The organism is Acetobacterium sp. KB-1 (assembly GCF_003260995.1).
Taxonomy (GTDB): domain Bacteria; phylum Bacillota; class Clostridia; order Eubacteriales; family Eubacteriaceae; genus Acetobacterium; species Acetobacterium carbinolicum.
The window spans coordinates 3,419,490-3,431,914 of sequence record NZ_CP030040.1 but is presented as its reverse complement, the minus strand read 5'-3'; the positions used below and the strand labels follow the sequence as shown (position 1 = coordinate 3,431,914).

Genomic DNA, 12,425 nt, shown 5'->3' with positions numbered 1-12,425 from the left:
TTTTTTTATACTTAATGGTGGTGATGATCGGCTTTATCAAAAACAGCATCATCAATCGGACAATCAGCATTAATCGGTGACATTTTGCGCAACCGTTCAATAATCTGGATTAGATTGTCAACCACATAATTGATATCCTCAATCGTTGTTTGCTTCCCAATAGTGAGTCGCAACGATCCATGGGCGATTCCCGCCGGCAAACCAATCGCCAGTAACACATGCGATGGATCCAGGGAACCCGATGTACAGGCCGAACCGCTAGAACCTGCTACGCCAATAATGTCCAAACTGAGCAGGATCGATTCTCCTTCGATGTAATCAAAACAGAAATTCGCATTTCCTGGCAGCCGCTTTTCCGGATGTCCGTTTAAACGAACCTGTGGGATATTGTCCATCACGCCTTTAATTAAAAGATCTCTTAATTTTTTCATATGGGCGGCATTTTCTACCAGATGTTCTGTTGCCATCTCGGCCGCTTTTCCAAAAGCTACAATTTCGGCCGTATTTTCTGTTCCGGCTCGTTTTTTTCGTTCCTGAGCACCGCCGTGGATTAAATTGTCAATCGGTACTCCTTTTCTAATAAAAAGAGCGCCAATCCCTTTAGGACCATATATTTTATGAGCCGATATGGACAGTAAATCGACATTTAAATCCTTAACATCAACGGGAATATTGCCCAGTGCCTGAACCGCATCGGTATGAAAAATAATCCCTTTTTCCTTAACAATTTCACCGATTTCTTTGATCGGTTCAACGGTTCCAATCTCATTGTTGGCAAACATAATGGTGACTAAAATAGTATCTTCACGGATCGCATTTCGCAAATCATCCAGTGATATCAGCCCATCTTGATCGACCGGCAGATAGGTTACTTCAAATCCCTGTTTTTCCAGGTATTCACAGGTATGAAGCACCGCATGATGCTCAATGGTTGAGGTAATAATGTGTTTCCCCTTGGCCTGATTTTTCATGGCTATGCCTTTTATCGCCCAGTTGTCCGCCTCTGATCCGCTTCCGGTAAAATAAATTTCCCGAGGATCAGCATTAATGGCATTGGCAATCTGGATTCTGGCGGCCTCAATGCTTTTCTTTACCCCTCTCCCTTCGGCGTACACTGAAGAAGGATTCCCAAAATATTCGGTGAAAAATGGTAGCATGGTTTCAACAACTGCTGGATCAACCGCTGTTGTTGCTGCATGATCTAAATAGATTCGTTTCATAAGTTATACCTCTTTCTCTTTATTTGCTTAGTAAGTCCTGTAATGATCGATTATCGATAATATTGCTGATACTATCACTAATATCTTTCCATAACCCTCTGGTTACACACTCCGGCGATTTTGCACAAACCTGTCTGCCACCGCCATCAATGCATTCCGCCAATTCAATGGGCCCTTCAAGGGCTCTGATGATTTCACCAACGGTAATAGCGCTGGGATCCCGAGCTAAAACATAACCACCCCGGGCACCTCTGATACTTTTTACCAAGCCGGCATTTTTCAGGCTGGAAAAAAGCTGTTCCATATATGAATCTGAAAAACTCTGTTTTTCGGCAATTTCTTTAATTGAAACCGGACCATCTCCGTATTGAAGCGCCAGTTCTACCATGGCCAATACACCATATCGTCCTTTTGTTGAAAGTCTCAAGTGTTTAACCCTCCCTGGATTATTTCCGAGTATTCCACCGGGATTTAATGTCATTATAGCACGAAATCAGAATTTTTCAATAGGTAAACTTAAAAAATTTCTAATTAAAAAAATCCCAACCTCCAGAAATAATCCGGAGATTGGGATTTTAAAAAGTCAATTCTTATTTTTCGTCGTTGTTGTCTCCGAAAAGACCATCGAACAAGTTACCGAATGAATCCCCAAGGGTTACATTGGCGGTTTCTTCGTAAACTGTTTTATTTCGATTGTTATTGCTATTATGACTTTGTTGCGGTCTGCGGTTTCGATCGCCACCACCATAATTGCTAGTTCTATCACGATCGCCAGATCCAGCATTGCTACTATTGCTGCTTCTTGGTGTTGGAGCAGGACGAGCCGGTGCTTCTTCGGTTGCTTTTTTACTTAAGCTGATTTTTTCTTTTTCAGCGTTAATTCCGATGATTTTTACCGTTAAGACATCACCGGTGTTTAAAACTGCAGCAACAGACTCAACCCGGTTGTAGCTAATTTCAGAAACATGAATCAAGCCTTCAACGCCTGGAATCACTTGAGCAAAGGCACCAAAATCTAAAATATTAGTGATCGTCACTTCAACTTCATCATCAACATTGTATTTAGCAATGAAATCATCCCAAGGGCGATCCAATAATGCCTTAACACTTAATTTGATTTTTTTGTCTTCTTCATTTTTAGCGATAACCTTGGCTTCAATTTCCTGGCCTTTTTCAATGATGTCTTTCGGCTCATTGATTTTTTCCCAGGTCAGATCTGATCGATGGACAAAGCCATCAATGCCTTCAAGATCGACAAAGATTCCGAAATTAGTAATGGTTTTAACCACACCTTTAACAATATCATCGACGTTTAATTCTTCAAAGCGCTTTTCTTTCATTTCTTTTACTTGTTCCCGACGTTCTTTCATATCTTTTTCAAGAATAATTTTCTGGGAAAGAATCGCACGACGTCGTTTTGGGTTGTAATCAATAATGATGCCCTTAACTTTTTCGCCAATTAAGGTGTTTAAGTCTTTAACGTAACGCACATGATATTGTGAAGCAGGCATATAAATATCTGTAAATCCAATATCGACAATTAAACCATTTCCAGAAATATCTTTGATTGTTCCTTCTAAGACTGTTTTATTATCAAAGGCGTCACTTAACTGTTTTTGTACGAGACGGTTATCATATTTGATTTTTGAAAGTTTTACATTTCCTGAACCTTCATTTAAATCAGTAACGATACACCAAACTTTGTCTCCTAATTGTACAAGTTCAGATAATACCTCATCGCTTTTCCATGTGAAATCATTCTTTTTGATGATACCATCTGCTTTGTAGCCAATGTTTAAGATCACTTCATCTTCAGCGATGTGAATCACTTCGCCTTCAATTTCAGCACCTCGACGAATTGTTTTTAATGATTCTTCAATTTCTGCTGCGAAATCAAAATTAGCATCATCATATTCGTCTTTTTCAATGGTTTCCACCACTTCCTCAACTACAACAGTTGGCTGTTCTTCAGTCGCCACTTCCGCGACCACGTTTTCCTCAGCAATTTTGTTTTGCTCTTCCATACCTTCCAATACCTCCTTAACGATCCAATCCGGTGTTGATGCCCCTGCGGTAATACCAATCTTCTGATAGTTTCTTACTTCAGCGAGATCTAAGTCCCGGATGGTTTCTATGTGACAAGTTTTTGCGCAATGGGATTTACAGATATCCGCCAGTTTTTGCGTATTCGAACTGTGGTATCCACCAATTACGATCATATATTCTACTTCTTTTGCAGTTTTCGCTGCCGCTGCTTGTCTTTCAGCGGTGGCACTGCAAATAGTATTAAATATAACTACTTCATTGACTCTTGACCTGATCGCATCACAAATTTCATTGAATTTGGATTCGATGATGGTGGTCTGAGCCACGATACATATTCTATCATAACTTTCAATATTTTCCAACTGATTTATATCATTAATTATTAAAGCTTTATTTTGACACCAGCCATTTGCTCCAATCACCTCCGGATGATTTTTATTTCCCACAATAACAATCTGATAACCGGCAACATCATAACTTTCAACCTTTTTCTGAACTGCCCGGACAAAGGGACAGGTGGCATTGATGATTGGGAGTCCCTTTTTTTTAATCGCTTCAATGGTTTTCTTGCCAACCCCATGGGAGCGAAGGATGATACAGCCGGTTTCTAAATTATCAACATCGTCGTCTTCAATTATTACCACGCCCTGATTCGTTAGACGTCTGGTTTCCTGGGTGTTGTGGCTAATCGGCCCTAAGGTATAAATGTTTTGTTGGCCCGATTCGATGGTATCCTGGACCATTTTCATGGCATTTTCGATTCCAAAGCAGTAGCCAGACTTATCGGCAATGATTACTTCCATTTTAACCTCACGTCAATTCTAAAGCATAGACCGTATCCATGATCTTTTCGCTTAACTGCCTAGTTTCTTCTTCAGACAGTTTTTTGCCATAGTATTCTTCCAGATAAACAGGCTTGCCAATAATAATCTCTATTTTACTTCTGAATCGGTATTTTCCTTTAATGTGCACCGGAACAATCGGTGCTTTCGTCTTAATGGCAAAGACGACAAAGCCGCTGGCGGGAGGTGTCCGATCTTCCGGATTGACGCGATGTCCTTCCGGAAAAATACCCAGCAGCTTGTCTTCCTTGAGAATTTTCAAGGAAGTCTTAATCGTCTCCACAGCTACCTTTTCGCGATTAACCGGAAAGGCGTTCACTTTTTTGAAAAACCATCGCAGAAGCGGATTCTTAAACAATTCCGCCTTGGCCATATAATGAATATCCCGCGGTGTTGCAAATGCAATCACCACCGGGTCAATATTACTGATGTGATTGGGACAGATCAGAGCTCCGCCGGTTTCCGGGATGTTTTCCCTACCGGTAATTGTGATCCGAAAGAGAATTAAACTAATGAGATAAGCTATGAAACGACCAATTTTATAAATCATCGACAAGCCTCGTCAATATGAATTTTCATTTCTTCATATACTTCTTCAATGCTCTTCCCCGTTGTGTCAATGACAATCGCGTCCGCGACCTGCACCAATGGACCTTCTAACCGATTTTTGTCATTACTATCGCGGTCTTCAATTTCATTTTTTATCTCTTCCAAGGCTTTCCCATTGCCCTTTTCGTCCAATTCTTTTTTTCGTCGCTGTGCCCGTTCCAAAACGTCAGCATCCAGAAAAAACTTAAGGTCAGCCTCCGGCAATACCACCGAACCGATGTCTCTTCCATCCATAACCACCCCATGGTCTTTTGCGTATTCCCGCTGCTGAGCGACCAGCAGATCCCGGACCTCTTTAATCCTGGCCACATCGGAGGTATGGCGGGAAACCAGAGGCGTCCGGATCTCCCAGGTAACATCTTTATCATTACAGAACACCTGATTGCCTTCAAACCGGATCACGGTTCCCCGGGCAATTTTTACAATATCGGCCGCGTTATCAAAGCGGTCACCCATCTGATTTAACACACAATGGGCAATGCAGCGATACATGGCGCCCGTATCCAGATAGGTCATCTGATAGGCTGCTGCTATTTTTTTTGCTATGGTACTTTTTCCTGCTCCGGCAGGACCATCAATGGCAATTTGCATCTTACTCTCCCTCATCCAACTTTACAAACACTTATTCAACGGCGTTTCCGGCCAGCCAGCCCGTGGAAACAGCAATTTGGATATTGTAGCCACCGGTCAGCGCGTCCACATCCAGCATCTCTCCTGCAATATAGAGATTTTTAACCCGTTTTGATTCCATCGTTCCTGGGTCTACTTCTTTTACATTCACACCGCCAACGGTGATGATGGCTTCGTTAAAATCCCGCAGCCCGGCAATGCCAATCTTTAACTGTTTAAAACACGCTACCAACTTATTCCGCTGTTCTTTGGTAATTTGGTTAACCTTTGCTACCGGATCAATCCCGGACAGATCTACCATGACCGGAATCATTTTTGCTGGTAATAGGTCACCCAGGGCATTTCCGAAATCCTTATTCTGATATTTAAGAAAGTCCCGCTGAATCCGGGCATCCATTTGTTCCATACTTAAAGCCGGTTTTAAGTCCAATTCCAGACTGTAATCTTTTATGTCGCCGCTCATATCAGAGCTAAGTGATAAAACTAGCGGTCCGGATATGCCAAAATGGGTGAACAACATCTCACCTAACATTGATTTGACCTTCTTTTGGCCCTTGGGTGTTTTTTTAGACAGGGTTAAGGTCACATTTTTGAGTGACAACCCCTGGAGATCGCGGGGCCAGTCTTCTTTGGTATTAATGGGGACCAGACCGGGAGCCAGAGATGTGATTTCATGACCATATTTCTTTAAGATCTTAAACACATTGCCATCTGAACCGGTGGACGGATAACTCTTTCCACCCGTCGCCAGAATCACCGCATCGTAATTTCTTTTTTCTCCATTTTCGAGGAGGATCCCGTTAATGTTATTATTCTCAATTAAAAGGCCGGTTATTTTCGTATTTAAATGAACCTGGCAGCGATTGTGTTTCAATGCCATTTTAAAGGCTCCAATCACATCGCTAGATTTATCCGAAACCGGAAACACCCGATCCCCCCGTTCTATTTTTAAGGGCACCCCATTTTTTTCCAGGAAGGCCATAAAATCGGTATTAGTATAGGAATAAAGAGCACTATACAAAAAACTGTGGTTATGGACGATGTTGTCAAAATAATCGCTGATATCAACCGCATTGGTCAGATTACAGCGACCCTTTCCGGTGATATATAGTTTTTTTCCCAGCTTTTCATTGCTGTCGAACAAATCAACCCGATGTCCTTTTTCTGCCGCTGCCACCGCTGCCATCATGCCGCCGGGGCCGCCTCCAATTACTGCTATCCTACTCATTGATTACGCTTTTGTCCTTTCATGAACTAATTTTCCAATTCATCATCATCGCCAGTATAGATATAATGTTCTCGCCATATTTCTTCAAGTTCATTAAAGGTCTCTTTTGTTTTTCCGATATTCCTCAAACCCACTGAAATCACCAGCGCGTTGATCAGCGAAAGCGGGGCCACCAGGGAATCCACAAAGGAGTAAACATTGCTTTTGGCAATCAACCGATGTTTTGTAAACACATTGATGGGGGCATTTTCATTATCCGAGATTGTAATAATTTTTACCCCTTTGTCCTTTAAAAATTCAACCGCTTCATAAGTTTTTTGGGCATAACGCGGAAAACTGATGGCAATGACCACATCTTCTTCAGTGACGCGAATCAAATGCTCATAGATATCGGAAACCCCATAATTGACAACCCGGACATTATCCAGGATCAGATTAAGATAATAACCCAAATGCTCCGTTAACAAGGTGGTGGTCCGAAAACCAATGATAACAACCTTGCGGGCATCTAAAATCAAGTCGATGCAAGATTTAAAAATCTCATAGTCAAACTCCTCAAAAGTCGCATTGATATTTGACAAATCTGATTTTAAGACATTATGAACGGTTTCCTGTAGGGCCTTTTCTTTTTGTTCGTTTTTCAAGGTCATGTCAATGCGTTCAATGGTCGTCAGCTTGCTGTTAATTTCATTTCGTATTGCCCGCCGGAATTCCGGATACCCTTCATAACCGAGTGTAACCGAAAAACGAACGACGGTCGCTTCGCTGACCCCAACACTTTTAGCCACTGTCGCCGCCGACATTTCTGAAACACTTTCATAGTGACTCAGCATAAAGTCGGCAATCAATTTATGAGATTTACTCAGCTTTGCATAACACTTCTTAATTGCTGAAAAAATATCGCGGCTTTCTTTTACACTTGAAACGTCTTTCATCTTTACCTCGTTCTCTGGATAATAATCAATGTGGGCGGGGATTCCCGGTTTAGCGTGTGAAAATGATGAGCAGCAAAAGGCGCTTCCAACGTCTCACACCACCTGATTACCGCCTGAGATTCCAGCATTCCCTCGGGGTGACCCGGATAAAGGCAGAGGGTCATTCGTCCACCAGAAGTCAGTAAAGACAAGGCTCCCTGAAGCGCTGCCAGAGTTGATTCAACCTGGGTAGTAATTGTCTGATCACCGCTGGGCAAATAGCCAAGGTTAAACATGATCGCCTTGACCGTTTGTTCCCCAACAGCCGCCGCTTTTAATGTCGTTACCATCAATTCGTGACTTTGATGAATCAGGGTAACCTGATCGTCGCAGCCGTTTTTTTTAAGGATATCTCGGGTTTGTTGCAAAGCTGCCAGCTGAATATCAAAGGCAAAAACCCGTCCGGTTTCGCCGACACATTGGCAAAGAAAGAGGGTATCCTGACCCGTTCCAGCAGTCGCATCAACGACACGATCACCCCGGTTAATGATCGGTCTTAAAAATTCGCGGGCCAGGTCGGTAACCCGCAACGGTTTATTTTTCACTGCAGCCTGCACAAGGCTTGAAAAATTCGCCGCTGAAGGCTTTATGAATCAAGACATCCCCTGATTCGATAAATTCATGTTCTTTGAAGTAGCTTGCAAATTCACCGGTGGCACCTGCTACAGTTATCGATATACATCCATCTTCAGCCATTTTATAAAGCAGCGTTCTGATTATTCCATCAAAAATAGCCATGCCCTGATCGCCCTTCACGGTCATGATCATCTCGTAAATATCAACCTGTTCTGCCCCATAAAAAAAACGCACCGCACCCAGAATTTCAGATTTGGCTGTATCCTCGGCCACAATGTACAAGTCCCGTTCTTTTTCTTTTTCTGGGAACAATGCCTGAATTTGACTAAAATCTTTTGGAAATCCTATCTTTACCATTTCTTTTCTCCTTTTAAATAAATAATTTCGTCATTATTTAAATACCGCCATTCACCCGGCTTTAAACGCCCCAAGGTCAGATTTCCCATGGCTACCCGCTTTAAATCAATAATCGGGTGGCCCATTGCGGCACACATTTTACGAATCTGTCTTTTCTTGCCTTCGTGAATCCGCATTTCCAGCAAACTGGTATCCCGATCCATTTTTAAAATCTTAATAGCTGCCGGGGCGCTGCGGTAATCCTCGATCACCATACCATGGCGGAAAGATTCCAGACTGTTTTCATCCGGACAACCTTTAACCCGACCCACATAGGTCTTTTCAAACTCATGACTGGGGTGAGTCAAATAGAAGGTCAGGTCACCGTCATTTGTCAGTAACAGTAGCCCTTCCGTATCCATATCCAATCGTCCAACGCTATAAAGCCGCTCGTTTATCGGTACCAGATCCAGTACCCGCTGGCGACCATGGGTATCTTCAGAAGTTGATACAACCCCTTTGGGTTTATTAACCATGATATATACTTTTACGGCTTCGTTTAATTTTTTCCCCGAGACGATAATTTGATCTTTTTTAGGATCAACCGGAAAACCCGGTTCGTAAATGGTAACACCGTTGATCCTAACCACTCCCGCCTTAATCAGTTCTTCCGATTTTCGCCGCGATGCGACCCCGCATTGAGCCATATATTTTTGAATTCTCACTGGGCGGCCTCCAATATTTGGGCCTCTCCCATGGTTTTTTTTAGCATCTCGGCCAATTGTTCTTCATTGGCGGTGTCTTTGTTTTCTGATTGATGATTGAGCAACTCCAGATTAAAACTTTCCTGTTTGCCCTGCGAAAAAACCTCAAATTCCGGTATCTCTTTGAGACTTGTGAAGCCCATGGTTTTTAAAAAGGCATTGGTTGTTTTATAGAGAATCGGCCGTCCCGGGGCTTCCAGACGACCACTGTCACAAATCAGTCCCCGATCCAGCAAGCGCTGAATGGCACTGCTGGAACTTACTCCTCTGAGTTCATCAACGGCCAACCGGGTAACGGGCTGGCGATAGGCAATAATCGCCAGGGTTTCGAGTGCCGCCCGGGATAAACCGGTTTTTTCCTGATGCCTGGTAATTTCTTTGATATACCCGTAATAGTCGGGTTTTGTGGAAAGCTGATAGGTATCCTTAATCTGAACCAGACGAATACCACGTGCTTTTGATTGATAATCCTGTTTAAGTATTTCCATCGCGAACTGCACTTCCGATACCGGTTTATCCAGGCATCGACACAGTTCGGTCATGGAAACCCCTTCTCCAGCCCCAAAAAGAATGCCTTCGATGATCCCAGCCAGTTCATCACTGTTCATTGTTGTCCACCTCCTGTTGAATCTGAAAATCTATAAATACCCGATTTTGAAGCAGCCGCAAACCACTGGTCTTAACCATTTCCAAAAGTGATAGCAGGGTTACCACCACCTCTTCCCGGGATATATCCGGCCGGAGCAGCTCTGAAAAGCTGACCCCGGCGGTTCCGGCTTGAACCAGAACCGCGGTTATTTCAGCGATTTTTTCTTCAATGCTGAACAATTCCCGAATAATCTTCTGCGGTGGCGCGATTGCCTCCAATTCTTCCTCTTTCTGAAACAACAGCCGTTTAAAGCATTGTTCAAGCGAATAGGGATCGATGACCAGAGGCACTTCTTCGGTATTCTGAGGGATGTACTCCGGATCTCTATAGATGGCGCAGCGCTCAACCTGTTCCCGGGTTTGAAAATATCGACTGATCTCTTTAAAAATCTTATACTCAACCAATTGACGAATCAGTTTTGCCTTAAGATCTTCTGGGTCTTCCTGCTCATCTTCATTTTTAGGTAGCAATGCTCTGGCCTTAATTTCGAGCAGTCTGGCGGCCATCACAATAAATTCACTGGCGACATCCATATCCATATCCTGCCAGGTTCTAATCTGCATTAGATAGTGATTCGTAATCGTTGCAATGGGAATATCGTAAATATCGATCTTGCTTTTCTGGATTAAATTGATTAATAGGTCGAGCGGCCCTTCATAGCCATCCAGACTCACTGCATATGCCATAAGCTAAGACCAGATCAGATTAAAAATTGGCAGTAGTATTGCTGAAAACAAATTCACAATGCCATTAATTGCAGGATTGATAATAATTCCCAACAAACCGGTAAAAGCCAAAATAAAGATCGCAATCATACCGTAGCGCTGATACTTATAGTAGGTCATCAGTGCTTTAGGCGGTAAAAACAAGACCAGAATCTGAGATCCATCCAAAGGCGGAATCGGAATGATGTTAAAAACAGCAAACATAATGTTATAAATGTAAACATATTGCAAGACCGTCATCAACACTTCATTGTTTAGCGGTACCACTGCCAAATAAGCTGCCATTCCAAAAAAAGCCAACAATAGATTCGTAAGAACCCCTGCCAATGCAACCACAATCATCCCTTTTTTACGTTCTTTAAAATTTCCAGGATTCACGGGCACTGGCTTTGCCCAGCCAAAGCGGAATAACAGCATCGAAATAAACCCCAAAGGATCGATGTGTTTAAGGGGATTCAGGGTTAACCGTCCGGCATTTTTGGGAGTAGGATCCCCCATTGAATCAGCGGCATAACCATGGGCCATTTCATGAAAACTAATGGCAATCAGTATCCCCGGAAGGCTTAATATTAAACTATAAAAATAGTCCGGTGTAAAATTAAACATTATCTTTTACCTCTTTTTCAGTGTTGCACACCTGATTTTACCAGACCGAAAGTTTGATTCGGTAACTGGCTTCAAACCAATTCATTTTTGTCGTTTTCGTTTATCTAATGCATCACGCTTTAACACATAATACAAAATAGATGATTTATTCTAATGCTCTGCATCAAATAAACCATCTATCCTCATTGAACATTATTTCTATTCTGCTATCGACCTTCTTGCGGCAATGGAAAAATAATAACCCAGCGCTGCGACGGTTTTGCCATCAATGAACTGTCCGTTAATAAACAGCGTTCGGGCTGTCCTTACTGGTATTTTAACAACTCGGATAAATTCATCCGGGTCCTCTTTCAAAGGGTCCCACATAAATTCTGTGGCGCTAAACAAAGCGATTTTTTCTGAGCAATAACCCGGGGTGGGGATAAAGTCTCCCAGCTTAAAAAGATTAACCGGTCGATAACCGATTTCTTCCCGGCATTCCCTGATCGCTGCAGCTTCAGGATCTTCCCCAAGTTCCAGCAGACCAGCCGGAATTTCAGTCAGCAGCTGCCGACTGGCAATCCGGTATTGCTTCACAAAGATCATCTGTCCATCTTTAACAGCTAAAACGGCGACTGCCCCCTGATGTTCGATAATTTCCCGTTTGGAAAAACTGCCATTTGGTAGTTTTACCTCATCAACGCGCAGTTTGACAATCCGTCCATCATAGATGACTTCACTTTTCACGGTTTTTTCATACTGTTTCATGGGAACCCTCGGCCTGTTTTTCTGAAATTAATCGTTCCAACTCATCCATAAACGAAGCGACATCTTTAAATTGTCGGTAGACGGAAGCAAAACGCACATAAGCGACCTGATCCATGGTCTTTAAGGCTGCCATTACCTGCTCACCAATTAGCGAAGATGGTACCTCTTTCATTTCGCCTTGATATAAGCGTCGTTCCAGATCATCCACCACCGTTTTAATGGCATCAATGGAAACTGGTCGTTTTTCACAGGCCTTAATCATTCCATTGAATATTTTATTTTTATCAAAGGCTGTTCGCTGGCCACCTTTTTTAACCACAATCAGGGGTATATTTTCAACCCGTTCGTAGGTCGTGAAACGTTTATTGCACTTATTACACTCCCTGCGTCTGCGGATCATTGTTCCTTCTTCGGATGGCCGCGAATCAACAACCTTGCTGTCATCAAATGCACAATACGGACACTTCATCGGT

15 protein-coding genes are annotated in these 12,425 nt (G+C 42.8%); all 15 read right to left on the bottom strand.

Going from position 1 to position 12,425, the window contains the following annotated elements:
* Positions 1 to 11: 11 nt before the first annotated feature.
* Positions 12 to 1,220, bottom strand: a complete 1,209-nt coding sequence (gene nifS, locus DOZ58_RS15805) for a cysteine desulfurase NifS (RefSeq protein ID WP_111889181.1) — start codon at positions 1,218 to 1,220, stop codon at positions 12 to 14.
* A 19-nt stretch (positions 1,221 to 1,239) separates the two neighbouring features.
* Entirely contained in the window at positions 1,240 to 1,647 is a 408-nt protein-coding gene (locus DOZ58_RS15800; protein WP_162624550.1) for an Rrf2 family transcriptional regulator, read from the bottom strand.
* Between the two features lie 163 nt (positions 1,648 to 1,810).
* The gene (locus tag DOZ58_RS15795) at positions 1,811 to 4,069 is read right to left on the bottom strand and encodes a bifunctional 4-hydroxy-3-methylbut-2-enyl diphosphate reductase/30S ribosomal protein S1 (protein ID WP_111889179.1); all 2,259 of its coding nucleotides are present in this window, start codon (positions 4,067 to 4,069) and stop codon (positions 1,811 to 1,813) included.
* 7 nt (positions 4,070 to 4,076) lie between these two features.
* Positions 4,077 to 4,658: a 1-acyl-sn-glycerol-3-phosphate acyltransferase gene (locus DOZ58_RS15790; RefSeq protein WP_111889178.1), complete on the bottom strand. Its 582-nt coding sequence runs from the start codon at positions 4,656 to 4,658 to the stop codon at positions 4,077 to 4,079.
* Positions 4,655 to 5,308, bottom strand: a complete 654-nt coding sequence (gene cmk, locus DOZ58_RS15785; protein WP_111889177.1) for a (d)CMP kinase — start codon at positions 5,306 to 5,308, stop codon at positions 4,655 to 4,657. The genes DOZ58_RS15790 and cmk overlap by 4 nt, the downstream gene beginning before the upstream one ends.
* A gap of 31 nt (positions 5,309 to 5,339) precedes the next feature.
* Positions 5,340 to 6,575: an NAD(P)/FAD-dependent oxidoreductase gene (locus DOZ58_RS15780; RefSeq protein WP_111889176.1), complete on the bottom strand. Its 1,236-nt coding sequence runs from the start codon at positions 6,573 to 6,575 to the stop codon at positions 5,340 to 5,342.
* 26 nt (positions 6,576 to 6,601) lie between these two features.
* Positions 6,602 to 7,510 (bottom strand): MurR/RpiR family transcriptional regulator, encoded by a 909-nt coding sequence (locus tag DOZ58_RS15775; protein WP_111889175.1) that lies wholly within the window; start codon positions 7,508 to 7,510, stop codon positions 6,602 to 6,604.
* Positions 7,511 to 7,512: 2 nt separating this feature from the next.
* Entirely contained in the window at positions 7,513 to 8,094 is a 582-nt protein-coding gene (locus DOZ58_RS15770; RefSeq protein ID WP_162624549.1) for a class I SAM-dependent methyltransferase, read from the bottom strand.
* On the bottom strand, positions 8,084 to 8,482 hold the full coding sequence (locus DOZ58_RS15765) for a hypothetical protein (protein WP_111889173.1): 399 nt from the start codon (positions 8,480 to 8,482) through the stop codon (positions 8,084 to 8,086). The genes DOZ58_RS15770 and DOZ58_RS15765 overlap by 11 nt, the downstream gene beginning before the upstream one ends.
* Positions 8,476 to 9,168: a pseudouridine synthase gene (locus tag DOZ58_RS15760; protein ID WP_371414213.1), complete on the bottom strand. Its 693-nt coding sequence runs from the start codon at positions 9,166 to 9,168 to the stop codon at positions 8,476 to 8,478. The genes DOZ58_RS15765 and DOZ58_RS15760 overlap by 7 nt, the downstream gene beginning before the upstream one ends.
* A 14-nt stretch (positions 9,169 to 9,182) precedes the next feature.
* On the bottom strand, positions 9,183 to 9,833 hold the full coding sequence (gene scpB, locus DOZ58_RS15755) for an SMC-Scp complex subunit ScpB (protein ID WP_111889171.1): 651 nt from the start codon (positions 9,831 to 9,833) through the stop codon (positions 9,183 to 9,185).
* Entirely contained in the window at positions 9,823 to 10,560 is a 738-nt protein-coding gene (locus DOZ58_RS15750) for a ScpA family protein (protein WP_111889170.1), read from the bottom strand. The genes scpB and DOZ58_RS15750 overlap by 11 nt, the downstream gene beginning before the upstream one ends.
* Positions 10,561 to 10,563: 3 nt before the next feature.
* Positions 10,564 to 11,205, bottom strand: coding sequence for a site-2 protease family protein (locus tag DOZ58_RS15745; RefSeq protein WP_111889169.1), 642 nt, complete (start codon positions 11,203 to 11,205; stop codon positions 10,564 to 10,566).
* A gap of 198 nt (positions 11,206 to 11,403) precedes the next feature.
* A complete protein-coding gene (locus tag DOZ58_RS15740; protein ID WP_111889168.1) occupies positions 11,404 to 11,952 on the bottom strand; it encodes an NUDIX hydrolase in 549 nt (182 codons plus the stop codon).
* Positions 11,939 to 12,421 carry a transcriptional regulator NrdR gene (gene nrdR, locus DOZ58_RS15735; protein WP_111889167.1) on the bottom strand — a complete coding sequence of 161 codons (483 nt, stop codon included), beginning with the start codon at positions 12,419 to 12,421 and terminating at the stop codon, positions 11,939 to 11,941. The genes DOZ58_RS15740 and nrdR overlap by 14 nt, the downstream gene beginning before the upstream one ends.
* Positions 12,422 to 12,425: the final 4 nt, after the last annotated feature.

Excerpts from the sequence above, each read along its gene's own strand:
- DOZ58_RS15740 (WP_111889168.1), bottom strand. The coding sequence starts at position 11,952 with ATGAAACAGTATGAAAAAACCGTGAAAAGTGAAGTCATCTATGATGGA.
- nifS (WP_111889181.1), bottom strand. The coding sequence starts at position 1,220 with ATGAAACGAATCTATTTAGATCATGCAGCAACAACAGCGGTTGATCCA.
- DOZ58_RS15760 (WP_371414213.1), bottom strand. The coding sequence starts at position 9,168 with ATGGCTCAATGCGGGGTCGCATCGCGGCGAAAATCGGAAGAACTGATT.
- DOZ58_RS15775 (WP_111889175.1), bottom strand. The coding sequence starts at position 7,510 with ATGAAAGACGTTTCAAGTGTAAAAGAAAGCCGCGATATTTTTTCAGCA.
- DOZ58_RS15790 (WP_111889178.1), bottom strand. The coding sequence starts at position 4,658 with ATGATTTATAAAATTGGTCGTTTCATAGCTTATCTCATTAGTTTAATT.
- DOZ58_RS15795 (WP_111889179.1), bottom strand. The coding sequence starts at position 4,069 with ATGGAAGTAATCATTGCCGATAAGTCTGGCTACTGCTTTGGAATCGAA.
- nrdR (WP_111889167.1), bottom strand. The coding sequence starts at position 12,421 with ATGAAGTGTCCGTATTGTGCATTTGATGACAGCAAGGTTGTTGATTCG.
- DOZ58_RS15780 (WP_111889176.1), bottom strand. The coding sequence starts at position 6,575 with ATGAGTAGGATAGCAGTAATTGGAGGCGGCCCCGGCGGCATGATGGCA.
- DOZ58_RS15745 (WP_111889169.1), bottom strand. The coding sequence starts at position 11,205 with ATGTTTAATTTTACACCGGACTATTTTTATAGTTTAATATTAAGCCTT.
- DOZ58_RS15750 (WP_111889170.1), bottom strand. The coding sequence starts at position 10,560 with ATGGCATATGCAGTGAGTCTGGATGGCTATGAAGGGCCGCTCGACCTA.
- DOZ58_RS15765 (WP_111889173.1), bottom strand. The coding sequence starts at position 8,482 with ATGGTAAAGATAGGATTTCCAAAAGATTTTAGTCAAATTCAGGCATTG.
- scpB (WP_111889171.1), bottom strand. The coding sequence starts at position 9,833 with ATGAACAGTGATGAACTGGCTGGGATCATCGAAGGCATTCTTTTTGGG.
- cmk (WP_111889177.1), bottom strand. The coding sequence starts at position 5,308 with ATGCAAATTGCCATTGATGGTCCTGCCGGAGCAGGAAAAAGTACCATA.